Below are 25665 nucleotides of genomic sequence, written 5' to 3' on the forward strand. Positions count from 1 at the left end.
TCGAGGTGCCGCCGTGAGGATGGCGTCGGGCGTCGACACGCGCATCGGTGGATCCACGCATTCCGACACCTGTCCCCGTGTGGCACGCTGACGACATGACGGGTCAGGCAGCCGCACTCGTTGACCGCGGGCGACGCGCGCTCGACGCGTGCAACTGGACGGCGGCGAGCGACGCGTTCGAGCAGGCGCGGGCATCGGAGGAGTCCGCCGAGGTCCTCGACGGCCTGGGGGAGGCGCGGTACTGGCAGGGCGCGTACGCCGAGTCGGCGGCGCTCCGCGAACGCGCGTACGCCCTCTACCGCCGCCGCGGCGACCGGCCGGACGCCGCGCGTGTCGCGGTCCACCTGGCGCAGCTGCACGGCCTGGTGTACGGGAACGCGGCGGCGGTCAGCGGATGGATCGGTCACGCGCAGCGGATGCTGGCCGACTGTGACGTGTGCGTCGTGCACGGGCTGGTCGAGCTGTTCCTCGGCGCCGTCGCGTCCGACCCCGACGAGCGTGAGCGGCGCGCCCGCGCGGCCGTCGGGATCGGACGCAGGTTCGACGCGCCGGGCCTCGAACACGATGCGCTCGGCTACGTCGGCAAGGCGCACATCGAACGGGGTGCCGTTGCCGACGGCATGCGACTGATCGATGAGGCCGTCGCCGCCGTCGCCAGCGGCCTGGTCAGTGACGCGTGGGCGGCCGGCAGCATCTGGTGCAGCCTGTTCCATGCCTGCGAGATGGCGATCGATGTCGGACGGGCCGAGCAGTGGCTCGGCGCGGTGGATCACTACGTCGAACGCACGGACGAGCTGCCGATCTCCGCGATCTGCCGCATGCACTACGGGGGTCTGCTGACGTCCGCCGGACGTTGGGTCGACGCGGAGCGCGAGCTGCAGATCGCGCTGTCGATCTACGACGACACCTACCGCGGCACCCGGTTCGAGCCGCTGCTGCGTCTGGCAGAGCTGCGGGCGCGCCAGGGCCGCATCGAGGAGGCCGCGCGGCTGATCGGAGGGTACGAGGACCATCCGCTCGCCGTGCTGCCCAGGGCGCGCGTGCTGCTGGCCCGCGACGCGCCGGACCACGCGCGGGCGGTGCTGGATCGCCACCTGCCACGCGGCACGTGCGACCTCCCGGCAGCGCCCGGTGTGGCGCTGGCCGTCGACGTCGCGCTCGCGTGCGGCGCCGTCGACCAGGCGCGCGAGCGCACGGACCAGCTCGAGGCGCTCGCCGACAGCTGCGGTGTGCCCTCGGTGCGAGGGTTCGCCGCCCGCGCCCGGGCGGGGATCGCGGCCGCCACGGCCGGCCAGGCGGCGGCGGCCCACCTCGAGGAGGCGCTCGTCGCGTTCGCCGATGGTGGCATGGCCCACGACATCGCCGGCACACGACTGCAGCTCGCGACGCTGCTCGCCGACGAGCGACCACAGGTCGCGACCGGTGAGGCCCGCTCAGCGCTCGAGGGCTTCCAGGCCATCGGAGCCGTGCGTGGCGCCGACGCCGCCGCACAGCTGCTGCGCCGTCTCGGTGAAACCGGCCCCGCTCGCCCACCTGTCGACGGCGTCCTGACCGCCCGACAGCACGAGGTGCTCGATCTGGTCGCCGAAGGCCTGTCGAACGCCGACATCGCCGAACGGCTGTTCATCAGCCGCCGCACCGTCGAGCACCACGTCAGCAGCATCCTGTCGGCGCTCCAGGTGAGGACCCGGGCGGAGGCCGCGGCACGCGCGCTGCGGGGCATCCGGACGTAACGGTGTCCGGATGCCCGGACGCGCTGTGACGTGCGTTGACGCTACCGTGTCCACGGCAGGCGCGGATGGCCACGACCCGGAGGCCGGACGCAGGGCGGCAGTGACGCGGGGTGTGGGGAACTCCACGTTGCGGCCGGGCCGTGTCACGCCGACGGGAGGACGCGGTATGCAGGCAGGGACGACCATCGGACCGTACGAGCTGCGTGGCCTGTTGTGGACCGACGCGGTGTCGCAGATCTGGGACGCCCGCACCGACGGCGGGCCGGCGGCGGTGTACCGCGGCGTGCGCCAGGAGGCAGGCGTCCCGCATCGGGTGCGCATCTACGACGCGGCGGATCGGCGTGAGCGTGAGGCGCTCGTGCGGACCATCGAACGCGTCGCGCCGCTGCGGCACCCGGCGCTGGCTCCGATCCACGACGCGGGCACGATCGACGAGCGCGTATACGTGGTGACCGGTGACGTCGGCGCGCTGACCCTGGGTGAGGCGGTCGGACGGTGGGGGCCGGCCGACCCCACTCGCGCGATCGAACTGCTCGAACCGCTCGCGATCGCGCTCGACGCGCTGCACGACGTCGCACTCGCGCACGGCGCCATCGGGCCACGGACGGTGCTGGTCGATGTGGACGGCGACCGGCTCGTGCTCACGGACTTCGGCCTCGACGACCGGTTGGGCCGTGGCCGCGCCAGCGGTGCAACGGCTGAGGAGGTGCCCTACGTCGCTCCCGAGCAGATCCGGGGACGTGGCACGCGCCCGGAGTCGGATCAGTACGCGCTGGCGTGCGCGCTGGCGCACCTGACGGCCGGACGACCGCCGTTCGCGGCGGGTACGTCGAACGGCCGCGGAAGTTCGGCGCCGGTGCCCGACGGTGGGGGCGCGGTCGCGTTGAGAGCGGCCGTGCGCACCGGCATGGCGCCGAACGCGGCTGACCGGTACCAGTCGTGCGCGGCCTTGCTGGCCGCCGCCGGCGCGCCTGCGCAGGCGGCCGTGGCCCCGCCCGAGCCGCGGCAGCACGATGCGGGCGTGATGTCGGGTGGTCGCCTGGGCCGTTGGCTACGTCGTGGGGCAGGTCCCGAGCGGCGACTGTGGTGATGACGCGTCGAACGCGTGCGGCGGGCCTCGTGGTGGGGGCCGCGCTGCTGGCGTCGGCGTGCGCCGGCGCCCCGGCCGAGGTGGCCGGCGGGGCGTCTCCGGCTCCCGACGACGGGACGACCGGGCGCCGCGACGGTCCGGCGACGCCGGCCGGCGGCCCCACGCGTCCAGCGGACGACCGGTCGGCGGCCGCTGGCGACCCGGCCGCCCAGGCGTCGCCACCGGTCACGTCGGGCGCACCGGGCGCCGTGTCGTGCGCGGGCGTGGAGCGTCCACCCCTGCAGACCGGTTCGCACCTGCTCGGTGGCCGCGAGCCACCCGTGCCGTTCTCGTCCCAGCCGCCGACGTCGGGTTGGCACGCGTCCGGGCACGTCGACGTCGACGTACGCAGTCGGGCGCGTCCGCTGACCGAGCCGGAGCAGGTGTCGGTGCTGGAGGCTGGTGGCGTGGTGGTGACCCATCGGGGCCTGGCGGCTGACGACGTCGCTCGGCTGCGCGACCGCGTGCGCTCCCGGTATGCCGCACGCGTGGCGGTGACGCCGTACGACGGCGTCCCGAGCGGGGCCGTCGCGTTCGCGGCGTGGGGCAGGTTGCAGCGCTGTGAGGGTCTCGACCTGACCGCGCTGGATCGCTTCGTCGAACGGTTCGGGCCGAGCGGACCGATCACGGCCGGCCACTGATCGTCCCCGAGGCGCGGCTTCGGGTGCGAACCGTTGCGGTGCACCGCCCCGCAGCATCCGCGTCGTGCGCGCCACGCTGTGCGTCACACGATGCCGCCGACGACCGCGCCGAGCACGAGTACCACCGCGTAGGCGCCCAGCCCGCCCAGCACGATCGCCGTACGGAACCAGACGGGCAGGCTGGCGCGCGCCAGCAGATAGGCGACCACCCCGACGAACGGCACGAGCAGCACGACCGCCATCCACGCCAGCGTGGCGCCGCGGCCCAGATCGTCGCGGCGCGCCAGGTCCCACAGCGCCAGCGCGATCCAGGCGGCGACCAGTGCGAACGGCAGCAGGTAGGCGTACAGCCCGAACAGGACCGACCAGAACCCGGTCGCGAGCAGCGGGAGTCCGGACACGAGCACCTCCGGTGCGTGGTGCGGGGCGACCTCGCCGTCGGGAGCGGCGGGCACGTCGATGGCGGCGAGATCCAGGCGTAGCTGGTCGTAGACGTCGACCGCCGGGCGGACCGGTGCGTCGACACCGCCGACCAGCTGTGGTTGCGGTGGGGGAGGGGGTTGGTCGCGCGGCGGGTTGTCGGGTGCGAGCCCGCGCGCCGCCTCGGCGACGTAGCCCAGGTTGTTCGCGGCTGTCGACAGATCCCACCGCCACGGCAGGCGCGGGCCGTCGCAGCCCTGCACGGACTGGAGGGCGACCGGGACCGTGCGGCCCGCGTCGTTGTCCGAGAAGCAGTTGGCGGCGCCCGCTGGTCCCGCGAGCGCGAGATCGGCGCGGCCCGAACCGCCCACGACGTTGTCGCGGACGTGGTTGTCCGACGCGAGCCACAGGTGGTCGGACAGGTTCGGCGTGACGAGCACGCCGTGCATCGCGTTGCCGATGATGCGGTTGCGCTCGATGCGCACGTCATTGGTGCCGGCGGCGATGATGCCACCGCCGTACGACGGCCACTCGATCTCCAACGTCGGCACGTCGTCGACGCCGTTGTCGTAGACGAGGTTGCCCACGATGTCGACGCGCTCCGCCGGCGGCAGCAGTTCCGTGTCGAGCGTGTTCGGCACGATGCCGGCGATGTTGTGGCGCCACGTCGACGACACGATGTGCAGATCGCCGCTGGCGTTCGTGCCCGAGTAGCCCAGTCCGTTGCGCTCCGCCACCACGTCGCGGATCACCGCGCGACAGGGGTCACACTGCCCGATGTAGAAGCCGGCGTCGGCCGACCCCGATGCCCACGAGCTCTCGAACAGCCCGTCGACCGAATCGAACGCGTAGATGCCGTAGACCTCGTTGTTGACCGACGTCACGTTGGTGGCGCGATAGCCCGTCACGCCGGTCCAGAACAGGCCGTTGAGCCGGGCGTTGCGCACCGTGAGGTTCTCGACGGCGACGCCGTCGGCGGTGACGCTGACCGCGTTGGGACGAACGAACCCGCCGTCGATGACGACCGCGTTCCGGTCGGTGCCGCGCAGCACCAGGGACGGCGTGTCGATCTTGACCTCTTCGCGGTACACGCCGGGCCCCACGAGGACCAGGTCCCCCGGATCGGCGGCGTCGACGGCGCCCTGGATCGTGCGGTGGTCCTCGGGCACCCGGCGGGTCACGCCCGATGCCGCCGCCACGGCGCGCTGCGGCGCGGTGTCGGGATCGGCGGCGTAGGGTACGTCACCGACCACCAACGTGGCGTACATGCCGTCCCCGTCAGCCGTGCCGTGGAGCGTGCAGTAGTAGCGGTAGACGCCGGGACGGTCGACGGTGATCGTGGTCGCCGCGCCGGTGGGCAGCACGTCGGCGCCGAAGGTGTCGGCGGTGGACCACGACCCGTCGACCGCGACCGCGTTGTGCACGGTCTTGCCCTGGTTGTGGAACACGATCTCGGCGTCCACCGGCACCCGGGTCACGTCGCGGGTGAACACGTTGTCGAGCATGCCGATGCGGACCTCACCAGGATCGTCCCGGCTTCCGCACCCGGCGAGCACCAGGCCGGCCAGCAGCGTCAGCGCGACGCGCCACCACACCGTCGGGCACCTTCCGCCGTGTCCTCGGACCTCATCATCGCACCACCGGCGACGCGCACCGAGGGACGCAGCGCTGTCGAGCGGGTGGGCGCGCACGCGGTCGTGCAGACCGCTGGCGGTCGCACGTTGGCGCTCGCCCCGGGAGCCGGCCGGGTGCAGGTCCTGGGAAGGTCGTCCGGGTTGCCGCCCGCGCGCCCGGATCGTGTCTGGCTGCTCGCCGACGGTGGCGGCGGCCCGAAGCGGATGGAACAGGTCGCCGAGCCCGGTCGTTGCGGCCGTGCTGGCCCCCCGACGAACGGCGCGTGCGCTGCTGGCCGGTGACGAGGTCGCCACCGGGACGCTGCTGATGGTCGACGACGCGGCGGTCGGGGACGCGTCGGCGTTCGTGGCAGTGGCCATCGCGCAGTGAGTGACCGCGCGTGGCCACGCTCCCCGGTCGGGGGTGACCGCTACGACACCGTCGCCGTGTGGCGTCACCGCCAGAGCGATGGCACCGAGCCACCGGCTGCCGAGCTGCGTTGACGACTCGGCCGTGCGGCAGGCGCGATGGCAGCGGCGACCGCGCCCACGCTGTCGACCGGTGCGTCAGCACGCGACGCGGCGAGCTCGCGCCATATCGCCGGCACCACCGCGCGCAGGTAGTGGTGCAGCTGGACGAACGACCGTCCATGCTCCCGGAACGCGTAGGAGATCGGGACCTCCGCGTACCGGAGGCCCTGGCGTAGCAGGTTGAGGGTCAGCACCTGGGCGTAGTTGTAGTCGTGGACGATCTCGGCGGTGCGCGCGGCGTCGGCGGACAGCGCGCGGTACCCGCTCTGACCGTCGGTGATGGCGGTGTCCGCCAGGCGACGCAGCGCCCAGGTGAGCACGTGGTTGCCGGCGCGGCGGTGCGGATGCATGCGCCTGATCGTCCCGGCGAAGCGCGATCCGACGACGTAGTCGGCGTCGCCACGCAGGATGGGCAGGACGAGGTTGCCGAGCTCCTCCGGCGCGTACTCACCGTCGGCGTCGCAGAAGGCGACGACGCGCACACCACAGCGCACCGCGTGACGCAGCCCGGTGCGCACCGCGGCGCCGAGCCCGCGCCGGGCGCCATGACCGATCACCGTCGCACCCGCGAGGCGCGCGAGCTCGGCGGTGGCGTCCGTCGAGCCGTCATCGACGACCACGCAGCTCACGGCGATGCCCGCTACGGTGTCCGGCGTCCGGTCGATCACAGCGGCGACGGTCGCCGCCTCGTTGTGTGCGGGCAGCACGAGCGCGATGCCGCCGGCCTGCGGAGCGGTTGGTGATCCCATATGAGCTTAGGCTAACCTAAGTCATCGCTCGATGTCGCACCCACGTGCGACGGTTCCATCGGTCGGGGTCGGAGGGCTGACAGCGTGATGACAGATGCAGGTCCCACTCGTGCCCGCGCCGCCACGCGAGGCGTGGCTGGCGCACATCGCCGTCGGCTGCTCGCCGTCGGGCTATGGCTCGTCGGCGCGGTCGTCCTCGCCGCGTGCACGGGCGCGGCCGGCTCGGAACGGCTGACGATCTACTCCGGACGTGGGGAGAGCCTGGTCACGCCCGTGCTCGAGGCGTTCAACGAGGAGACCGGCATCGCCATCGACGTGCGCTACGGCGACTCGGCCGACCTCGCCCTGCTGATCGACGAGGAGGGCGACGCCTCTCCGGCCGACATCTTCTACTCGCAGACGCCGGGTGCCACCGGCTTCCTGGCTGCCAACGACCGCCTCGCCCAGCTGCCCGACGACGTGCTGACGCAGGTCGATGAGCAGTTCCGCGGAGATGACGACCGCTGGCTGGGCGTGACGGGTCGGCAACGCGTACTCGTCTACAACGCCGACGAGTTGGATGAGTCCGACCTGCCATCGTCCGTGCTGGACGTCAACGATCCCCCATACGCCGGGCGCGTCGCAGTGGCGCCGTCGAACGGATCGTTCCAGGACTTCGTCACGGCGTTGCGTCAGACCGAGGGCGACGACGTCGCGCGTGCGTGGCTGGAGGGACTCGCGGCCAACGACGCCCCGACCTATGCCAACAACAACGCCATCGTCGAGGCGGTCGGTCGCGGCGAGGTGCCCATGGGGCTGGTCAACCACTACTACAACTACCGGTTCCTCGAGGAGGACCCCGATCTGCCCAGCCGCAACCACGTCTTCGGCGGACGCGACATCGGCGCGCTGCTGATCGACTCGACCGTCGCGGTGACCGCGGCCTCCGACCACCCGGACGCACAGCGCCTGGTCGAGTTCCTGCTGAGCGAGCCGGCGCAGCGTTTCTTCGCCGACGAGACGAAGGAGTACCCGCTGGCCTCGGGGGTCGAACCCGCCGATGACGTGCCGCCGCTCGACCTGTCGACCGTGCCCGCCGTCGACGTCAACGACCTCGGTGACGGCCTGACCGCGACACTCGAGCTCATCCGCGACAGCGGACTCGATGGGTGATCGGATCCGCAGCGCGGGCACGTGCGGTACCGCGCCGCCGGCGTGCACGTCCGCCGCCGCTCGTCGTGGCGATGGCCGTCGCCGCGTTGGTCGCGCTGGCCGGCGCGCTGGCGGGCGTGCCGGCGCGTGCCACGTATGGCGCGCGCACGACGGCCGATGAGCCCCAGTACCTCCTGACCGCCGTCAGCCTCGCCCGCGACGGAGACCTCGACATCAGCGATGAGCTGGCGGGTCAGGTGTGGCGCGCGTTCCACGCCGCCGACCTGCCACAGCAGACCCGCCCGCTGCCCGGCGGGGTCCGCATCAGTCCGCACGATCCGTTGCTGCCCGTGCTGCTGGCGCCCGGCGTGGCCCTCGGCGGATGGGTGGGCGCCAAGGTCACGCTCGCGGTGCTGGCGGCGCTGCTGGCGGCGCTGCTCGTCGCCGTGGCCGTGACGCGCCTCGCGGTGCGACCGGCCGTCGCCGCCACGGTGACCGCGGTGCTCGCGACGTCGGTCCCTCTGGCTCCCTATGGCTCCCAGGTGTATCCCGAGCTCCCGGCGGCGCTCGTCGTCGGCATGGCGCTGGCGGCGCTGCTCGGCCCGTTGCGGCGCCGGCGTGCGGTCGCCGTGGTGGTGCTCGCGTGCTGCGCGCTGCCGTGGCTCGGCGTCAAGTACGCGCCCGTCGCGGCCGTGCTGGCCGCCGCGTTGCTGGCGCGACTGGCGCAACGGGGCCACCTGCGCCGGGCGGAGGTGGTCGTCGGCGCGCTCGCGGTCGCCGGCGTCGTCTACCTGCTGATCCACCATCGTGTCTGGACCGGCTGGACCGTCTACGCGAGCGCCGACCACTTCGTCGGCACCGGCGAGCTCGGTGTCGTCGGCACCGCACCGGACCACTGGGCGCGCACGACCCGGCTGCTCGGCCTCCTGGTCGAGCGCGCGTTCGGCATCGCGGCCTGGCAGCCCGCGTGGCTCCTGCTGGTGCCCGCCACCGTCGCCGCGCTGCGCGCACGCGTGTCGGGCTCCCGCCTGCTGGTCGCCGTCCTCGCGGTCGGCTGGCTCACGGCGTCCTACGTGGCGCTGACGATGGCCGGCTGGTGGGTGCCCGGACGTCAGATCGTCGTCGTCCTGCCCGCGGCGGTGCTGTTGATCGCCTGGTGGGCCGACCGGCATCGCCCGGCGCTGCTGGCGACCGCGGCGCTGGGCGCGGTCGGCGTGGCGTCATGGCTGCTGCTGGCGTGGGAGGCGTCGTCGGGGCGGCTGACGCTGGTCGTCGACTTCTTCGCCACGGCGAACCCGTGGTACCGCCTGTGGAGCGGCGCGCTGCCGGACTACCTCGCTCCGACCGCGGCGACGTGGTGGCGTCACGGTGTGTGGCTGGTCGTCGTCGCCTGCCTTGCCGTGGTCGGAGCGCGCACCGCACGCCGCTGAGGCATCACCGGGGCGACGCCGCCCCGCGGTCGTCGGCCCGATGGCGCTGCTGGTACCGCGCGGCGACGGTCTGCAACGCGACCTGCGGCTCGAGAGCGTCAGGCACCGGCCCCAGGCGAGGTTCGAGCGCCGCGAGCAGCTCGCGGCCCACGTCGTCGCGTCGCGCAGGGGACAGGGCGTCCGCCCGCAGCAGGTACGCGCGGACCGCCGCGTAGTCGCGCGGGCCCAGCGCGCTCGTGTCGATGTCGTCGGCGAGCACCCCGGCGGCGGCCGGCACGGTGAAGTCGTGCGGTCGTGAGGTGCCGGATCCGACGCGTTCGCGGATCACGACGGTGCCGGCGACCATGTCACCGAGCCGCTGGTTGCGACGCGACAGCATGCTGGCCAGCACGGCGCCGAGGCCGAAGGTCGCGGCGAAGTCGACGAGACCCAGGGCCGCACGGATCGCAGCGTGGCGGAACCGCACGGGCGCGCCTTCGACGGTGACGACCCGTAGGCCCATCAGCGCCTTGCCCGGGGTGCGTCCGCCGCCGCGCCACACCGTCTCGAACGCGATCGGATAGCCGAAGTACGCGAGGAACACGACGAGGGTGATCGCCGTCACGATCACCCACTCCGGGGCGCCCGGCCTGGCCACGGACGCGCCGACGGCGGCGATGAGCACGAAGTACGCGATGGTCTGCAGCGCCCAGTCGATCATCACCGCGACTCCGCGCGAACCGACCGTCGCCTCCGGAACGTCCAGCGGGACGGCCTCGGGGGAGACCAGCACATGGTCGCGGCTCATGTGATGTCGCCACCTCCCGGACCGCTCGGACCGTGCCACGATAGGCGCTGTGGACATCGACGGCTTCATCGCGGGCAACCGTGCCGGTTGGGAACGGCTCGACGAGCTCGTCGGCACGGTCGAACGCGGGCGGCACCTGTCGGCCGACGACGTCGACGAGCTGGTGTCCGGCTACGAACGGACGTCGACGCACCTGTCGATCGCGCGGACCCGCTACGACGACGCGGCGCTGACGGCCGAACTGACACGGCGGGTCGGGCGGGCACGCGCGGCGATCTACGGCAGTCGCACGGGCACCTGGCGGGACGCCGCGCTGTTCGTGACGCACGGCTTCCCCGGAGCCGTGTGGCACGCGCGCCGGCAGATCGCGGTGTCGTTCGCGCTGTTCATGGTCCCTGCGGTCGCCATGGCCGTCTGGCTGGCATCGTCGCCCCGCGCGCTCGACGTCGCGGCGCCGCCGGTGCTGCGCGAGGCCTACGTCGAACGCGACTTCGCCGACTACTACACGGCGCAACCCTCGGCGCAGTTCGCCACGCAGGTGACGACCAACAACATCCGCGTCAGCGTGCTCGCGTTCGCCGGCGGGGTGCTGGCATGCGTGCCGACCGCCTGGGTCCTGGTGCTCAACGGCGCCAACGGTGGCGGCGCGGCCGGCCTGTTCGCCGCGGCGGGTGAGTTGCCGCGCTTCTGGGGACTCATCCTGCCCCACGGCCTGCTCGAGCTGACGGCCGTCTTCATCGCGGGCGGTGCCGGGTTGAAGCTGGGCTGGACGCTCATAGACCCCGGCGACCGCCCGCGGGGCGAGGCGCTGGCTGCAGAAGGGCGGCGATCGGTGGCGATCGTCATCGGCCTGGTCGCGGCGTTCGTGCTTGCAGGACTCGTCGAGGGCTTCGTGACCGGGTCACCGTTGCCGACCTGGGCCCGGGTCGGCATCGGTGTGGCCGTCGAGGTCGTCTTCGTGGGCTACGTGCTGCGGTTGGGGCCACGCGCCGCGGCCGTGCCCGTCGCCGACCCCGCCGCGGCCGCCGGCGCACGGGCCCGCGGCGAGCGCCGCTGATCCGTCGCGCGGTCGCGTCGCTGCGGGGTCACCCCGGTGCACCCATGTCCGCGAGCGCCGTCGGGAGATCGGCCAGCGTCGCCAGGACCAGATCGGGTCGAGGGTCGTCCGTCGGGCGCTGGAGCAGTCCCCAGGGGCCCCGGCGCAGCCACGCCGTGCGCAGTCCGGACCGTGCGGCGGGGACCACGTCGTTGTCGATCCGGTCACCGACGTAGAGCACGCCCGCCGGTGCGCTGGCGGCGAGCTCGCACACCCGGGCGAAGAACGCGGCGGCCGGCTTGTCGGTGCCCAGGTCGTCGCTCGTGGCGAGGGCGTCGACGGGCAGGTCCAGCGCCGCGAGCTGCGCGCGGCGCCGCGCCGGCTGGTTGCCCGCCACGACCACCGTCAGCCCCATCCCGCGCACGGCGGTCAGCGTGGCGCGCACGTCGGAGTAGACGTCGGCGTCGGTGAACCCGCCGTAGCGCCGTTCGTGCTCTTCCTCGAGTGCATGCCAGTCGACCCCGGGCGCGACCAGATCGAACACGGCGTCGTGCTCCGCGCCGCCGGCGATCACGGCGCCCAGCGCTGCGACGAAGGTCAGCCTGGTCAGCCCGAGCAGGTCCGCCCACGTGTGCCACACGCGCGTCTCGTCGATCAGTACCTCGCCGACGTCGAAGACGACGGCCTCGAGCCCCGACGGGCGCCTCACAGGCGCCCCCTCGCCTTGACGTCGGTGTAGGCGTCCGCCAACGTCGTGGCCAGGGCGCCGGGCGCGGCGTCGACGACGGTCGCACCGGCCGCGCGCAGCCGTGCGGCGGTCGCCCGGCGGCGCTCCAGCATGTGGATGGCGGCCGCCTGGCGGTACACCTCCTCGATGCCGGTCGCGGGGGTCGAGCTCCAGCGCTCGACGACCGGGTCACGGACGGCGCCGACAACCACCAGGTGGCGCCTGCGCATCAAGCCCAGCGCAGGCAGCAGCGTGTGCGCCGCCGCCTCGTTGGCGAGCTCGCTGAGCACGATCACCAGGGCACGTCGCGGGAACTGCGCGAGCGCAGTCGTGAACGCCGTCCGGTAGTCCGACTCCACCAGCTGAGGTTCGACGGCCGCGAGGAACAGCGTCAGCCTGCGCAGCTGATCGGTCTGGCTGCGGGGTGGCAGCGTCGCCAGCACGCGGTCGGCGAACGCCAGCATCCCCACCCGGTCACCGAGGCCCGTGGCCAGCCGTGTCACGCCCTGCGCCGCGTCGATCGCATGCTCGAGCCGCGAGATGCCGTCGGCGCCGAGGCCGTCCATTTCGGGCCCCGTGGATGCGCCACGGGCCGCGCCATCACCGTCGGCCACCCCGCCGACCAGCGTCGCCATCGTGCGCCCGCAATCGACCAGGATCAGCACCACCTGGTTGCGCTCGGCGCGGTAGGTGCGCACCACGGCACGCGGCGAGCGTGCCGTGGCCGCCCAGTCGATGCGCCGCACCTCGTCGTCGACGGTGTAGTCGCGCAGGCTGTCGAAGTCGAGCCCGGCGCCGACCAGGCGGACCGCCCGGTCACCGGCCTGCAGTTGCAGCGCCCGCCGCAGACGCAGTTCGATCGGCGTGCGCGATCGGAACCGTGGATAGACGATCACGGCGCCAGCGAGCTCGCGCCACCGCTGCCGGCCGATCAGGCCCCACGGTCCGCAGACGCGGACGGTGACGCGTCCGAGCGTGAAGTGACCGCGCCGGGACGGGTGCAGCACGACCGTGCGGTGGGCGCGGCCCCGCGGGGGGACGGTCATGGCGGCGCGGCGTGTCGGCGCGCCGAGCGCCCGGTCCAGTTCATCGGCCAACGCGACCCGCAGCGGTGCGTCGCCCGGGTTCGCGACGGTCCACGTGAGCCGGCCGGTCGCGCCGACCGTCAGCACGTCGGGTGCGTCACGGCGCACGTCGACGCGCGCGGGTCGGGGCGTGCGGAGCCAGTCGGCGGTCGCGGCGGCCAGCAGCAGCACGTCGTACGCGAGCACCCACCACAGCCCGCCGACCAGGGCGACGGGTGCGCCGACCGCTGCCAGCACAGCCAGGCGGCGGGTGACGACGGGCAGCATGTGCGAGCTCAGCGCGGGACGGGCGTCGAGCGCAGCAACCCCCGGAGGACGGCGTCCGCTGTCGCGCCCTCCAGCTCTACCTCCGGGCGCAGCTGCAGCCGGTGCCGCCAGGTGGGCAGGACCATCGCCTGGACCTCGTCGGGCGTGACGAAGTCGCGTCCGGACAGCCACGCCCACGCCTTCGCGGTGTGCAGCAGCATGGCGGTCCCGCGGGGACTGACGCCGAGCTGCACCGACGGTGCGGCCCGCGTGGCACGGGCGAGCTCGACCAGGTAGCCAAGGATCCGATCGTCGACGTGGATCGAGCCCACGGCCTCGCGGGCACGGCCGATCGCGGCGGCGTCGGCCACGGTCGTCACCCCTGCGGCCGACAGGTCGGTCATGTCGAACCCGGCGTGGTGGCGGACGAGCATGGCCTGCTCCTGGTCGGCGTCGGGGTAGCCGACCGCCAGCTTCACGAGGAAGCGGTCGACCTGGGCCTCCGGCAGGGGATAGGTGCCCTCGTACTCCACCGGGTTCTGCGTCGCCACCACGAGGAACGGTGACGGCAGCGCGCGCGGTTCGCCCTCGACCGACACCTGGCGTTCCTGCATCGCCTCGAGCAGTGCCGCCTGTGTCTTGGGTGGCGTGCGGTTGATCTCGTCGCCGATCAGCAGGTTGGTGAACACCGGACCCTCGTGGAACACGAACGTCCCGGTGTCCTGCCGGTACACGACCCGGCCCAGCAGATCGCTGGGCATCAGATCCGGCGTGAACTGCACACGCTGCACGCCGAGGTCGAGCGTCGTCGCCAGCGTGGTGGCGAGCAGCGTCTTCGCAGTGCCGGGGACACCTTCCAGCAGCGCGTGGCCGCCGACCAGCAGAGCCACGAGCAGCCCGTCGACGACCTCGTCGTGCCCGACGACGATCTTGGAGAGCTCGGCGCGGACCGCCGTCAGCAGATCGTGGTGGGTGGCGGCGTCAGTCGGCATCAGCGGGCTCCATGTCCAGCGTCAGGTTGCGCTCCACGACCTGCTCGAGCGTCGCCAGGCCGGAGGCGATCTCCAGCAGCTCGGGGTCGTCGGTCGGTGGCGGGGGATCGAGCAGTGTGGTCACCCGCCCGGCATCCTCGCCGGTGACGGCTGCGACGGCGCGCGCGACCTCGTCGTCCGCCGCGTCCGGCGACAGCCCGAGCTGTCGCGTCAGACGGCGCCGCGATCCCGCGACGATCCGCCGCGCCGCGCTGCTCCGTGTCCGGTTGCGGGCCAGCAGCGCGCCGACCGCGGCCGTCAGATCCGAGCTCGGCAGCCGCACGCGTGATGCGTCGCGCAGCGGCCTGCCCAGCCGCCGCGCCCTCCACAGCACGACGACGCCGAAGGCGAGCAGCAGTTGGCCCACCATCGTGCGCACACCCGTCGGCACGAGGTCGGACAAGGTCTCGTCGTCACCCGCCGTGCGCAGCACCGGACGGACGATCTCGATCTCGCGACCGCCACCCGGCGTGAGCAGGCCCACCACGAGCGGCGCGTGGTCGGCGACGGCGAGCCGGGCGTTGGTCAACGGCGACGGATCGCCGAGCGCGATGACATGGCCGCGACCGAGGGGCTCGGCGACCAGCCAGGCACCGTCGGCGGCGGGGAAGCATGCTGCGGCGTCATCTGGCGTCTCGAACAGCGCGGCGCCACTGCCGGGCCTGATCTCGCGTGCGGCCAGCGTGGCGGACAGGTCGCAGTCGGCGGTCAGCCGGCGGTGGAGCAGACCGGTGCGAGCCGTCGTGTCGGGGACCAGTTCGGACGCGGGATCGGCGACGACGACGCGCGCGCCGGCCCGCACACGCTCGCGGAGGTGCTCGCGTTGCCGGGTGGTCAGCTGATCGCGCAGCAGCAGGACGACGTCGGCGTCCCCGATCGCCCCGGGGTCGACGACACCGGCCGGGCGCCCGAGCGCCGCGAGCACGTCGACCAGCGCGCGGGTGCCGTCGGCGCCCGTGGCGGTCGGATCCAGCGGCAGGCCGTCATCGGGCATCGTCGCCGTCAGCGCCGCGGTCGCCAGGATGGCGGCCGCGAGCGTCAGCAGCGCCCAGTGCCGTCGCGCCCGGTGCCACACCCATCGCCACAGCACCTGATCGTCGACGTCGTGCGGTTCCGGTGCGGTCCCGGGGCCGTGACCCTTGCGCTGCGGCGTCGTCATGCGGCGACGAGGAGGAACGAACGGACCTGGTCAGCGGCCGTCCGCACCCGCGCGACGTCGGACGCGGTGACCGCACCGCCGTCGTACCAGGCGGATTCGAACGCCTCGGTCACGATGGACATCGGCCCTTCGGCGTCGGGCGCCGAGGCGGTGACGTCGCGGAGGTAGCCCCGCGCGGTGCGTCCTGCAACCTCGTCGATCGCGCCGACCGAGACCAGGTCTGCGAGCAGGGCCCGGTACAGACACCGCAACGCGCGCGCCCAGGCCTCCTGCGCGACGTGCACCTCCGCCTCCCGACGCCAGTCGTCGCCGGTGCGCCCCGCGATGCGACCGGGTCGCGGCCGCCGCTGGCGGTCGCGGCGGACACGGCGTGTCAGCAGCCACGCGATCACGACGATCACCACGACCGCGCCGGCCACGACGGCCAGTGCCACCCCACCCCCTCCGGCGGACAGCACCCGATCCAGTCCGCCGGCGACCGCATCGATGACCACGGTGAGCACCCGCGACAGCAGCCCGGGTCGTGCGGGCCCGTAGGCCGGGCCGGCGAGCACCTGCTCGGTCGCGTCGCGGATGGCGCCCGCGTCGAGGTCGGACGGGGTCAGCGACGCCACGTCACCACGGGGGTCGGGGCGCCTGGCCCAGCTCGCGCGCGAGCTCGGACAGGTCGTAGCCCTCGGTGCGGACGCGGCGATCGAAGTACAGCAGCACGAACGCGACCGCGAACAGGCTGTAGCGCAGGAGGTCGCCGACGATGGCGCCGGCCGTCGCGAGGACCACCCCGATCGTCTGCGGGACGGCGGGCACGAACAGCGGCGCCTGGAACGGCAGCGAAACGACCGACGCGATGATCGACACGATGATGCCGACGAGCAGCAGGATGCCGAACATGCGTGCAGTTCCACCGCGCACCAACTCGTTCGACCGCCGCATCGCCCCCGTCACCCCCGCCCGTTCGACCATGATCGCGGGCACGACCAGCGACAGCCGGATCAGCACGACGATCGCCGCGACGATCCCGACGAGCACCGCGAGCAGGATCAGGGCCAGGGCCACCGACTCATCGGCGCGGGCGACCGCCAGCAGGAGGATGGCCGCGATCGGTGCCACGGCACCGGCCGCGAACACGGCGAGCGAGGTCAGGAACGCTGCTCCGAGCAGCGGCCCGTAGTGGCTGCCGGCAGCGCGGACGGCGGCCATCGCGTCGATCTCGCCCATCCGGTAGCCGTGCGCGGCGACCTGGACGGCGATCCCGTACAGCAGCGGTGTCAGCAGCAGCGAGCCCAGGCTCGACAGCAGCGCGGCCGGGCCCGTCACCATGAAGTTCGCAGGGTCGGGAGGCGCCCCGGGATCGCTCACCGCACCCTCGAGCACGTCCGAGATCATCGTGCGCAGGTCCCCCACGGCGCCGATCGTCGAGACGCTCGACAGCAGGGCCAGGGGCACGACGATCACGCCGACGGCGACGGCGAACGTCCGCCAGTGTCTGCCGGCGATGCGGAACATGCCGTCGAGCACGTCGCCGAGGTTCAGGGGCCGCAGCGCGTCGCGGTCCGGATCGCGCCCCCACTGCGGGTCGCGTCCCAGCTGGGGGTTGCGGCGCATCTCGGGGTCGCGGGGTCTGCCTGTCGGATCGGGCTGCGGCTGCCAGCGCGCATCGTCGGCGCGGCCGCGGTCGTCGCCGGGGCGGTGATCGGCACCCCGGTCGCGTCCGTGTCCCCCCTCGTCGGGACCCTGTCCCCAGCTCACGCACCCAGTCCTTGGTCGCTCATCCGGTCGTTGCCCGCGTTGACGGGCGTCGTCGCGGCGGTCCGATGCGTGCGAGCCTATCCGCCCACGCCGACGGCCGGTGCCAGTATCGGCCGGACGGCTCACCGTTGTCCCGGAAGACGCGACGGCGGCGGGGTGAGGGCCACGACACGCCCGGCGACCGCCAGCCACGTCGTGGCGGCGTGGTCCGCGACCGTCGCGTTGACCGCGCCCAGGAGGTCCCGGTAGCGGCGTGTGGCCGGATCCTCGGGCACGATGCCGGACCCCACCTCGTTGCTCACGACGACGGTGCCTGCCGTACGCCGCGCCCCGCTGGCCCCGAGGTCGTCGGCCCGCGCCAGCACGGTCCGATCGTCGGACCGCTCGAACATGTCGGCGACCCACAGGGTGAGGCAGTCGACGATGACGAACGCCTCCGCGGGCGCGGCCTCGACGGCGGCGACCGGATCGTCCGGCTCCTCGACCGTGGTCCACGACGCCGGACGTTGCGCGCGGTGACGGGCGATGCGCTCGCGCATCTCGTCGTCGCCGGCGCGGCCGGTCGCGACGAACACCACCGGTCGGTGCGACGCGCGGGCCCACCGGACGGCCAGCGACGACTTGCCGCTCCGCGCGCCGCCGAGCAGGACGGTGAGCGCGGCGCCGGCTGCCGGTTCGTGTGGCACGGCGGTCAGTAGTCGATGCCCCGCCGCGCCTGGATGCCGCGGTCGAAGGCGTGCTTGATCTTGCGCATCTCGGTCACGGTGTCGGCGATGTCGATGATCGCCTGCGGGGCGTCCCTTCCGGTCACGATCACCGTCGTCCCGTCGGGACGGTCGCGCAGGACCGACACGACCTCGTCGAGGTCGATCCAGCCGAAGTTGATCGGGTAGGTGATCTCGTCGAGCATCACCACGCGGTAGGCGCTGCTGCCGATGATCTCGCGCGCCTGGCGCCAGGCCTCCACGGCGACCGCCTGGCTGCGGTCCAGGTCGTCGGACTCCCACGTGAAGCCGTCGCCGATCGTCCACCAGTCGATGCCGAGCGCGCGGGCGGACTGCTCCTCACCGACCTTCCAGTCGCCCGACTTCATGAACTGCACCACGCAGACCGGCCAGCCACGCGCCCGTGCGCGCAGCAGTGTGCCGAGCGCGGCCGTCGTCTTGCCCTTGCCGTCACCGGTGTTGACCAGGAGCAGCGACGGCGCCCACGAGCGCTCCGCCCGCGGCGGCGTGTCGGTGGGAGGGACGGTGGGGTCGCGATCCGGTGTGGGCTCGGACGTGGTCATCGGTGTCGCCTTTCGGGAGCGGCCGCCGGCGTGGCGGACGGTGGTCGGGTCGCCGACCGGCGTCCCGGGGTGCACAGGTCGTCGATCACGGTCGGGTCCAGATGTTCGGCCACCGTGTCAGCGAGCAGGTCGAACGTCTCGGTGAGTGGCGTCAGTTCGACGTCGAGCAGGGCCCGCACCAACCGGGCGTCCTCCAGCAGGCCGTGCACGCTGACGCCCAGCACGTTGCCATCGGCGAAGCCCCGGCCAGCCGGCAGTGCCGCGGTGAGATCCCCGGGTGGGATGGTGCGGCCGTGGCGGATCTCGTACCCGTCGACAGTACGGCACGTACGGATGTCGTCCCACAGCGCCGCGGAGCGCTCCTCCCCGCGCCGCGCGCTCAGTGCGTGGTCGACGCGACCCAGCCGGATGAGCTGGCTGCGGGTGTCGGCCTCGGGCTTGACGAGCACGGGGTTCATGCGCACGTCGGGTCGGACGCCCGCGGCCCGTGCCTGGAGCGCCTGCGCCGCGCCGATCTCGCCGCCGCCGCCGTCGACGACGCGTGCGTTGTTGGACATGTTCTGTGCCTTGAAGGGCGCGACCGCCACGCCGGCGCGCGTGGCGTGGGCGCACAGCGCGGTCGTGAGCAGGCTCGTGCCCGCCGAGCTGGCGGTGCCCTGCACCATGATCGCCCGCCCCATCAGCGCGCCCGCATCGAGCGGTCGGCCGTGACGTCGGGGCGCCCGTCGCCTGCGGCGCGGCGCAGGTCGGTGCGGCTGACGTGCCGTCGGGAGGTGCGCGCGTCAGGCACGGCGAGCGGCTCTGGACCGGGCGGGGAGCAACGCCAGGCTGCCGTCGGGTGCCTCGACCACGTGGACGTCGGCGTCGAAGTGGGCGGCGATACGCTCCCGCGTCAGCACCTGTTGTGGCGCACCGGCGGCGGCGACGCGCCCGTGGTCGAGCAGGACGAGCCGGTCCGCGTACTGTGCCGCCAGCGTCAGGTCGTGCATCGCCGCGAGGACCGTCAGTTCGCACTCGTGGCGCAGCTGATCAACCAGCTCGAGCACCTGTTGACGGTGCCCGATGTCCAGTGCCGAGGTCGGCTCGTCGAGCAGCAGCACCGGGGTCTGCTGGACGAGCGCGCGGGCCAGCACGACCCGCTGCTGCTCACCGCCGCTCAGGGTCTGCACCGGTCGCGCGGCGAAGTCGGTCAGGCCGAGGCGCTCGAGGGTGCCGGCGGCCACATCGAGATCGCTGTCGTCCTCGACGCCCAGGTACGACAGGTGCGCGGTGCGACCCAGGAGCACGTAGTCGAACACGGTCATTGCGTCGGGGATCACCGGACGCTGGGGCACGAGCGCCACGCGTCGTGCGCGGTGGCGGGTGGTCGCGGCCAACAGGTCCGTGTCGCCCACCCGGATCCCTCCGCTGGCGGGCACCGCACCGGACGCGGCGTGCAGCAGCGACGTCTTGCCCGCGCCGTTGGGACCGATCAGCGCCGTCCACCGTCCCGCGCGGACGGTCAGCGTGACGCCGTCGACCGCCGTGTGGGCGCCATATCGGACGCGCAGATCGGTCACGGCGAGATCGGCCGGTCCGTCGGTCGGGTGTCCGGACCCGCGTTCCGCGGCGCCGGTCCCTGTGCCGACGCCGGTCGTGCCGCTCACCGGGCGCCCCGGCGTCGCAGGACCACGATGAAGAACGGTGCACCCAGGAATGCGGTGACCACCCCGATCGGCAGTTCGGCCGGCGCGAGCAGCAGCCGGGCGGCCAGGTCGGCCAGGGCCAGGAACGCGGCGCCGAACAGCATCGACAGCGGCAGCACCGTGCGGTAGCTCCAGCCGGCGAGCAGCCGCACGGTGTGCGGCACGATGATCCCGACGAAGCCGATGAGCCCGCCGACCGCCACCGCGGCGGCCGTGCCCAGCGACGCGGCCACGACGACGATCACCCGGACCCTGTTGACGTCCACGCCCAGCGCCGTGGCCTCGCGGTCGCCGACGCCGATCACGTCGAGCAGACGCCGGTGGGCGAGCAGCACCGCCGCCGACACGGCGACGTAGGGCAGCACGAGGTTGACATCGCTCCAACCCGACGTCGCGAGACGACCGAACAGCCACGAGTAGACCTGTCTGATCGACTCGATGTTGCGCAGTTGCAGGTACGACTGGATCGCGGTGAAGAACGCCGCCACCGCCACGCCGGCCAGGATGAGTGAGACGGTGCTGCGCTCGCCGGTCACCGACCGCGACAGCGTGTAGGTCGCGGCCACGCCGACCAGCGCGCCGGCGAACGCGGCGAGCGGCAGAGGATCGACGATCCACAGCCCGGGCGGTGGCCCGTGCACGATGGCCAGCGTCGCGCCGACCCCGGCGCCGGCGGCGATGCCGAGCAGGAAGGGATCGGCCAGCGGGTTGCGGAACACGCCCTGGTACCCGGCGCCGGCCGTGGCGAGCATGGCGCCGACCAGCAGTCCGAGCGCGACGCGCGGCAGACGCAGCTGCCACAGGATCGCGAGATCGCGATCCGACAGGCCGGACGGCAGGTCGACCATCGGCAGGCCGTCGATCAGCGCGCGGAGCACACCGTCGACAGGCAGGTCGACTGGACCGAGCGCGGTGCCCGCGACCGTCGCCACCAGCACCGCACCCACACCGGCCGCCAGGGGCAGCGGCCGCACGCGACCGGTCACGCGCGGTCGCGACGGCCGCCCGTCGGCGTCGCCGCGCACCGGATCGCCCGCGTGGTCGGCGGTCGTCGGGTCCGGAGCGGTCACGCTCATGTGCCGTTCACCCGTCGGCGTGCTCCGCGACCGCGTCGCCCACGGTCCGCAGCATCTCCACGATCCGCGGTCCCCACCGCGAGGCCACGTCCTCGTCGAGCTCGACGACGGCCCCCTCCCGGACGGCCCTGATCTGGTCCCAGCCGGGCCTGTCCGCCACGGTCTCCGCGGTCTGTCCGCAGCACTGCGCGTCGGCGAGGAAGATCAGATCGGGGTCGGCGTCGATGATGAACTCCTCCGACAGCTGCGGGTACCCGCCCGCGTCCCCGCCCGCCTCGTCGGCGATGCTGGTCAACCCGGCGGTCTCGTAGACGTGGCCGATGAACGTGTCGCTGGTGACGGTGTAGTACATGTCGTCGAGCTCGTGGAAGTAGGTGAGTGGCTCGTCGGTCTCGGGCAGGTTGGAGGTGATGTCGGCGATGTCGTCGCGCATCTGCTCCACGACCTCGTCGGCCTCGTCGGCGTGGCCGGTCACCGTGCCCAACTGCTCGATCTGCTCGTAGGTGTCGTCGAGCGTGGTCGCGGCGGGGGCCAGCAGGACCGGGATGTCCAGCTCGGCCAGCGCACCGGTCAGGTCGGCGCCGTCGTCGGCGATCACGACGAGGTCGGGGTCGTAGCCTGCGATCGCCTCGACGTTGGGCTCGAAGCCCGACAGGTCGGTCGTCGGCGCCTCGGACGGGTGGGTCGAGAACTCGTCGACCGCGGCGACCTGGTCGCCCGCGCCGACGGCGAACAGCATCTCGGTGGCGGTCGGCGACAGCGACACCACCGCCTCGGGCCGCTCCTGCACCGTGACGTCGTCGTTGGCGGCCGACACCGTCACGGGGAACTGCGCGCCGTCGTCCGTCGCGGTCGGGCTGGACGACACCGACGGCGTCGGCGTGGTCGGCGCGGCGCTGGTCGACGACTGTGCGCCGCCACATGCGGTGATCGTGAGCACGAGCGCCAGCGCGGTGAGCAACGGGCGCGCGCCGGGGATGTGAGACTTCGCGGAGCCCGGTTCCACGAAACACGCGGCGGACCGGCGCTGCCGGACAAGAATCATCGAGGGTCCCTCCTGATCCGGAGGGATGAACAGCCGCTCGACGGCGAGCCGGTCGCCGCACGAACTGCCCTTCATCCGAGAGCTTGAAGTTCGTGGCCGTCGAAGCAGGCGACCTGGCTCGTCCCCCGGGCGGTGGTCAACGAGGACGGTGACCGGCCGGCCGTGGGCCTGACAGTTGCGGGACAGCGCCGGACTCACACCGGACTTCGCTGACCGCGACGGCACCGCTGGCGTCGCAGCGGTGAACGGAGCCTACCGGAGGACCTCGTCCGCAGCAATCGGCCGCCGCCGACGACGTCAGATCCAGCTGTTCACCCAGATGCGCATGCGCCACGCGGACTCGCTGATGCGCATCCCGTAATACAGCGGAGCCCAGAACACGAACGCGGCCAACGCGACGCCGGCGACGCCGATGGGGACCCACCGCACGCCACGGCGTCCGAGCAGGTGCGTCGCGCCCCAGCCCAGTGTCAGCACCACGAAGGGCACCAGTGGCAGTGCGTAGAAGAAGAACAACGGTCGTTCCGGCCCGAGCCACGGGACGTACTGGCCCAGCAGGAACACCGCGATGGTGGCGGCGACGCGGTCCCGGTGGCGCACGGCCGCGTACAGGAGGAACGGATAGACCGCCAGCGCCGTCCACCAGATCGCGGGGTTACCCAGCCCGATGATCTCCTCCAACGTGCCAGGTGGCACCTCGCACGCCGCGCCCGGCTCGGGATCCAGACAGGCCTCGTAGTAGTAGACGACCGGCCGCCTGGTCAGCGGCCAGAGGATCGCTGCCGCCCGGTAGTCGTGCGTGACCACCAGGTCGCGGTGGAACCGGAAGATGGCACGCTGCTCGTCGAACCAGCCGCTGGCGATCTGGCTCGGACCAACGTCACACACCGCCGCGCCGTCGCACGCCTCGGCCCCGGGTCGCGTGTGCTCGAAGTTGCCGAACCACACCGCGTACGACCCGACGTAGACGAGCGCCGGGACGACGATCAGCGCGGCGACGCCCAGGCCGGCCAGCCGCGCCAGCCCGCGCCATGGGCTGCCGGTCAGGGCGCGACGCCAGGCGAGCTCGCTGGCCAGCAGGTACAGGCCCGCGACGCCGATCGCGAGCAGCGCCGACCACTTGGTGGCCAGGGCCAGACCGAATGCGAGGCCCGCCAGCCACAGGTGCGCGCGCGGCATGCGTGGCACGCTGAGCGGCGTGCCGGTGCGGACCGATGCGACATCGTGCGTCCGGGTCGGATCGTCCTCGGCGTGGTCGTCGCCGGGCTGGTCGTGCACGTCCGGGATCGATGGACGAGCGTCGGTGACCAGCGACCAGCGCAGGTCGCGATCGATCAGCAGCGCCCACACGCCGAGGGCGACGAACAGCGCCAGGAACACGTCGAGCATCGCGATCCGGCTCATCGTCAGCGCGAGCCCCTCGATGCTCAGCAGAAACGCCGTCAGCGCCGCCACGCCGCGGCGTCGGAACAGCCGCAGCGCGACGAAGTAGGTGACCGCGACCAGCAACGTGCCCGCGACTGCCGACGAGAACCGCCAGCCGAACGAGTGATCGCCGAAGACGGCGATGCTCCCGGCTATGAGCCACTTGCCCACCGGTGGATGGACGACGAAGACCGGATCGACGCCCTGCGACGGGTCGCTCTCGACGCGCGGCTCGGCCTCCACGCCGTAGTCCAGCAACTGCGCCGCGTTCGTCGCGTAGTACGTCTCGTCGAAGTAGATGCGGTCGGGATGGGGCAGGTACGCGAGGCGCAGCGCGGCCGCGAACAGCACGACCGCCAGCGGCAGCAGCCAGCGCACGCGGTCCGGCGGCAGCCACTCGTCGATGCTCGAGCGCCGGCGGTCCGCCGTGGCGACGTCGCCAGGCGCACCGGGCGGATCGTGAGCATCCACCGGCGCGTCGGTCGTCGTGGGCCTGTCCCTGCCGGCGACTGCGTCGGCGGTGCCGAGATCCGATGCCATGGATGGTGCAGTCTAGCTGGGGCGCCCCTCAGCGGGCGCCGCCGGAGACGGCCGACGAGGAGCACAGAGGAGCACAGCCGGTGGACGAGACGAGGGCCCCCGACGGCGGTCGCATCGTGCTCGTCGCGACGCCGATCGGCAACCTCGCCGACCTCAGCCCGCGCGCGCTGGCGGCGCTGACGGACGCGGACGTCGTCGCCGCCGAGGACACGCGACGCACCGGCCGGTTGCTGTCGCACCACGGTCTGGCGCGCCCGCTCGTGCGGCTGGACGATCACACCGAGCGGGCGCGGGCGGCCGAGCTCGTGCGCCGGGCCGCGGACGGGCAGATCGTGGCCGTCGCCACCGACGCCGGCACGCCCGGCATCAGTGACCCCGGCTACGTCATGGTCCGGGCCGCGATCGACGCCGGGGTGCCGGTCGAGCTGATCCCCGGACCCGTGGCCGCCGTGCACGCGCTGGTCCTGTCGGGCCTGCCGACCGACCGCTTCGTGTTCGAGGGGTTCCTGCCACGTCGCCCGCGGCAGCGCCGCGACCACATCGCCGGCCTGGCCGACGAGCGGCGCACGATCGTGTGCTACCTGAGTCCGCACCGGGCCGCCGACGAGCTCGATGATCTCGCGGCCGTTCTGGGCCCCCGGCCAGCGGCGCTCGCACGCGAGCTGACCAAGCTCCATGAGCAGATCATGCGCGCTCCGCTCGACGAGCTGGCCGCGACCGTGCGACGGGTCGGTGTGCGCGGCGAGCTGACCATCGTGGTTGCTGGAGCTCCTATCGATGCCGATCACCGGGCGGCCGCGGAGCTCGACGACGCCGAGCTCGTCGACCGCGTGCGAGGACTGATCGCCACCGGCATGGCCCGCAACGCCGCCGTCGCCGCCGTCGCGCGTGCCACGGGTCTGCCCCGCAGCCGGGTCTACGACGCGACGGTGACCGATCGCAGGCGATGACCCGCGCATGATGTGTTGCCGTTCGCCCCGCGAACTGGCCCGTCGCGCGCACACACCCGCGCTGTGGGGAGAGCTGTCAACGTCTGGGCGGTGAAGTCTCCCCGCTCATCGGGCGTCCGCGCTGTGGGGAGAGCTGTCAACGTCGGGGCGGTGTTGGTTCCCCGGTTGGTGGGGTGGGCCGTGGTGCGGGGAGAGTTGTCGTCGTCGGGGCGGTGAAGTCTCCCCGGTGGGCGGGTGGCGGGTGACGCGGGGCGGTGGACGGCGGTCGTACACTGGCCGAGGAGGTGCAGCCGATGGGAACGAACGCGCAGATCCGCGCGCCGTCCGCTGCCCACCGTACGCCGCCGCGCCCCGCGCCGGACGGCATGGTCATGCCATCGGGTGTCCGCCCGGACGCCGCCGCGCGGCCGTAGCACGCGCCACGTCGCCGGACACCCCACCTCGCCCGTTCGAACCCGC

Annotated in this window: 24 protein-coding genes; 8 read left to right on the top strand and 16 right to left on the bottom strand. The window is 73.3% G+C overall.

Annotation, left to right across the window (positions count from 1 at the left end; genetic code table 11):
* Nucleotides 1–95 precede the first annotated feature (95 nt).
* The 3 genes from VFZ70_11465 to VFZ70_11475 all read left to right on the top strand — a co-directional run bounded on the left by VFZ70_11465 (nucleotide 96) and on the right by VFZ70_11475 (nucleotide 3503).
* Nucleotides 96–1733, top strand: coding sequence for a LuxR C-terminal-related transcriptional regulator (locus tag VFZ70_11465; GenBank protein ID HEX6256413.1), 1638 nt, complete (start codon nucleotides 96–98; stop codon nucleotides 1731–1733).
* A 166-nt stretch (nucleotides 1734–1899) separates the two neighbouring features.
* Nucleotides 1900–2823 carry a protein kinase gene (locus VFZ70_11470; GenBank protein ID HEX6256414.1) on the top strand — a complete coding sequence of 308 codons (924 nt, stop codon included), beginning with the start codon at nucleotides 1900–1902 and terminating at the stop codon, nucleotides 2821–2823.
* Nucleotides 2823–3503: a DUF3105 domain-containing protein gene (locus VFZ70_11475; protein HEX6256415.1), complete on the top strand. Its 681-nt coding sequence runs from the start codon at nucleotides 2823–2825 to the stop codon at nucleotides 3501–3503. The genes VFZ70_11470 and VFZ70_11475 overlap by 1 nt, the downstream gene beginning before the upstream one ends.
* Before the next feature lie 83 nt (nucleotides 3504–3586).
* On the opposite strand, the gene VFZ70_11480 is transcribed toward VFZ70_11475, so the two are convergent.
* Entirely contained in the window at nucleotides 3587–5518 is a 1932-nt protein-coding gene (locus tag VFZ70_11480) for a PLDc N-terminal domain-containing protein (GenBank protein ID HEX6256416.1), read from the bottom strand.
* 277 nt (nucleotides 5519–5795) lie between these two features.
* Between VFZ70_11480 and VFZ70_11485 the strand changes: the two genes are divergently transcribed.
* Nucleotides 5796–5927 carry a hypothetical protein gene (locus tag VFZ70_11485; protein ID HEX6256417.1) on the top strand — a complete coding sequence of 44 codons (132 nt, stop codon included), beginning with the start codon at nucleotides 5796–5798 and terminating at the stop codon, nucleotides 5925–5927.
* 64 nt (nucleotides 5928–5991) lie between these two features.
* Here VFZ70_11485 and VFZ70_11490 read toward each other — a convergent pair whose 3' ends face one another.
* A complete protein-coding gene (locus VFZ70_11490) occupies nucleotides 5992–6816 on the bottom strand; it encodes a glycosyltransferase family 2 protein (protein HEX6256418.1) in 825 nt (274 codons plus the stop codon).
* A gap of 132 nt (nucleotides 6817–6948) precedes the next feature.
* Here VFZ70_11490 and VFZ70_11495 point away from each other — a divergent pair, with 132 nt between their 5' ends.
* Entirely contained in the window at nucleotides 6949–7968 is a 1020-nt protein-coding gene (locus VFZ70_11495) for an iron ABC transporter substrate-binding protein (GenBank protein HEX6256419.1), read from the top strand.
* Nucleotides 7965–9377: a hypothetical protein gene (locus VFZ70_11500; GenBank protein ID HEX6256420.1), complete on the top strand. Its 1413-nt coding sequence runs from the start codon at nucleotides 7965–7967 to the stop codon at nucleotides 9375–9377. Before VFZ70_11495 ends, VFZ70_11500 begins: the two co-directional genes overlap by 4 nt.
* Before the next feature lie 4 nt (nucleotides 9378–9381).
* Here the strand turns inward: VFZ70_11500 and VFZ70_11505 are convergent, their stop codons facing one another.
* Nucleotides 9382–10164: an RDD family protein gene (locus VFZ70_11505; protein ID HEX6256421.1), complete on the bottom strand. Its 783-nt coding sequence runs from the start codon at nucleotides 10162–10164 to the stop codon at nucleotides 9382–9384.
* 49 nt (nucleotides 10165–10213) lie between these two features.
* Between VFZ70_11505 and VFZ70_11510 the strand changes: the two genes are divergently transcribed.
* Nucleotides 10214–11221 (top strand): stage II sporulation protein M, encoded by a 1008-nt coding sequence (locus VFZ70_11510; GenBank protein ID HEX6256422.1) that lies wholly within the window; start codon nucleotides 10214–10216, stop codon nucleotides 11219–11221.
* 28 nt (nucleotides 11222–11249) lie between these two features.
* Here the strand turns inward: VFZ70_11510 and VFZ70_11515 are convergent, their stop codons facing one another.
* The 13 genes from VFZ70_11515 to VFZ70_11575 form a co-directional block, all read right to left on the bottom strand.
* Entirely contained in the window at nucleotides 11250–11909 is a 660-nt protein-coding gene (locus VFZ70_11515; GenBank protein ID HEX6256423.1) for an HAD family hydrolase, read from the bottom strand.
* Nucleotides 11906–13279, bottom strand: coding sequence for a DUF58 domain-containing protein (locus tag VFZ70_11520; GenBank protein ID HEX6256424.1), 1374 nt, complete (start codon nucleotides 13277–13279; stop codon nucleotides 11906–11908). Before VFZ70_11520 ends, VFZ70_11515 begins: the two co-directional genes overlap by 4 nt.
* 8 nt (nucleotides 13280–13287) lie before the next feature.
* Nucleotides 13288–14250: a MoxR family ATPase gene (locus tag VFZ70_11525; protein HEX6256425.1), complete on the bottom strand. Its 963-nt coding sequence runs from the start codon at nucleotides 14248–14250 to the stop codon at nucleotides 13288–13290.
* A complete protein-coding gene (locus VFZ70_11530) occupies nucleotides 14240–15448 on the bottom strand; it encodes a DUF4350 domain-containing protein (protein ID HEX6256426.1) in 1209 nt (402 codons plus the stop codon). The genes VFZ70_11525 and VFZ70_11530 overlap by 11 nt, the downstream gene beginning before the upstream one ends.
* Nucleotides 15445–16062: a DUF4129 domain-containing protein gene (locus VFZ70_11535; protein HEX6256427.1), complete on the bottom strand. Its 618-nt coding sequence runs from the start codon at nucleotides 16060–16062 to the stop codon at nucleotides 15445–15447. The genes VFZ70_11530 and VFZ70_11535 overlap by 4 nt, the downstream gene beginning before the upstream one ends.
* Nucleotide 16063: 1 nt before the next feature.
* A complete protein-coding gene (locus VFZ70_11540; protein ID HEX6256428.1) occupies nucleotides 16064–17197 on the bottom strand; it encodes a hypothetical protein in 1134 nt (377 codons plus the stop codon).
* A 122-nt stretch (nucleotides 17198–17319) separates the two neighbouring features.
* The gene (cobU, locus tag VFZ70_11545) at nucleotides 17320–17883 is read right to left on the bottom strand and encodes a bifunctional adenosylcobinamide kinase/adenosylcobinamide-phosphate guanylyltransferase (GenBank protein ID HEX6256429.1); all 564 of its coding nucleotides are present in this window, start codon (nucleotides 17881–17883) and stop codon (nucleotides 17320–17322) included.
* Between the two features lie 5 nt (nucleotides 17884–17888).
* Nucleotides 17889–18485 (bottom strand): cob(I)yrinic acid a,c-diamide adenosyltransferase, encoded by a 597-nt coding sequence (cobO, locus tag VFZ70_11550; GenBank protein ID HEX6256430.1) that lies wholly within the window; start codon nucleotides 18483–18485, stop codon nucleotides 17889–17891.
* Nucleotides 18482–19165 (bottom strand): hypothetical protein, encoded by a 684-nt coding sequence (locus VFZ70_11555; protein HEX6256431.1) that lies wholly within the window; start codon nucleotides 19163–19165, stop codon nucleotides 18482–18484. Before VFZ70_11555 ends, cobO begins: the two co-directional genes overlap by 4 nt.
* Before the next feature lie 102 nt (nucleotides 19166–19267).
* On the bottom strand, nucleotides 19268–20131 hold the full coding sequence (locus VFZ70_11560) for an ABC transporter ATP-binding protein (protein ID HEX6256432.1): 864 nt from the start codon (nucleotides 20129–20131) through the stop codon (nucleotides 19268–19270).
* Nucleotides 20128–21246, bottom strand: a complete 1119-nt coding sequence (locus VFZ70_11565) for an iron ABC transporter permease (GenBank protein ID HEX6256433.1) — start codon at nucleotides 21244–21246, stop codon at nucleotides 20128–20130. The genes VFZ70_11560 and VFZ70_11565 overlap by 4 nt, the downstream gene beginning before the upstream one ends.
* 7 nt (nucleotides 21247–21253) lie before the next feature.
* On the bottom strand, nucleotides 21254–22366 hold the full coding sequence (locus tag VFZ70_11570; GenBank protein ID HEX6256434.1) for an ABC transporter substrate-binding protein: 1113 nt from the start codon (nucleotides 22364–22366) through the stop codon (nucleotides 21254–21256).
* 222 nt (nucleotides 22367–22588) lie between these two features.
* Nucleotides 22589–24256, bottom strand: coding sequence for a phospholipid carrier-dependent glycosyltransferase (locus VFZ70_11575; GenBank protein ID HEX6256435.1), 1668 nt, complete (start codon nucleotides 24254–24256; stop codon nucleotides 22589–22591).
* Nucleotides 24257–24336: 80 nt separating this feature from the next.
* Between VFZ70_11575 and rsmI the strand changes: the two genes are divergently transcribed.
* The gene (gene rsmI, locus VFZ70_11580; protein HEX6256436.1) at nucleotides 24337–25206 is read left to right on the top strand and encodes a 16S rRNA (cytidine(1402)-2'-O)-methyltransferase; all 870 of its coding nucleotides are present in this window, start codon (nucleotides 24337–24339) and stop codon (nucleotides 25204–25206) included.
* Nucleotides 25207–25665: the final 459 nt, after the last annotated feature.

The organism is Euzebyales bacterium, from assembly GCA_036374135.1.
GTDB lineage: Bacteria > Actinomycetota > Nitriliruptoria > Euzebyales > JAHELV01 > JAHELV01.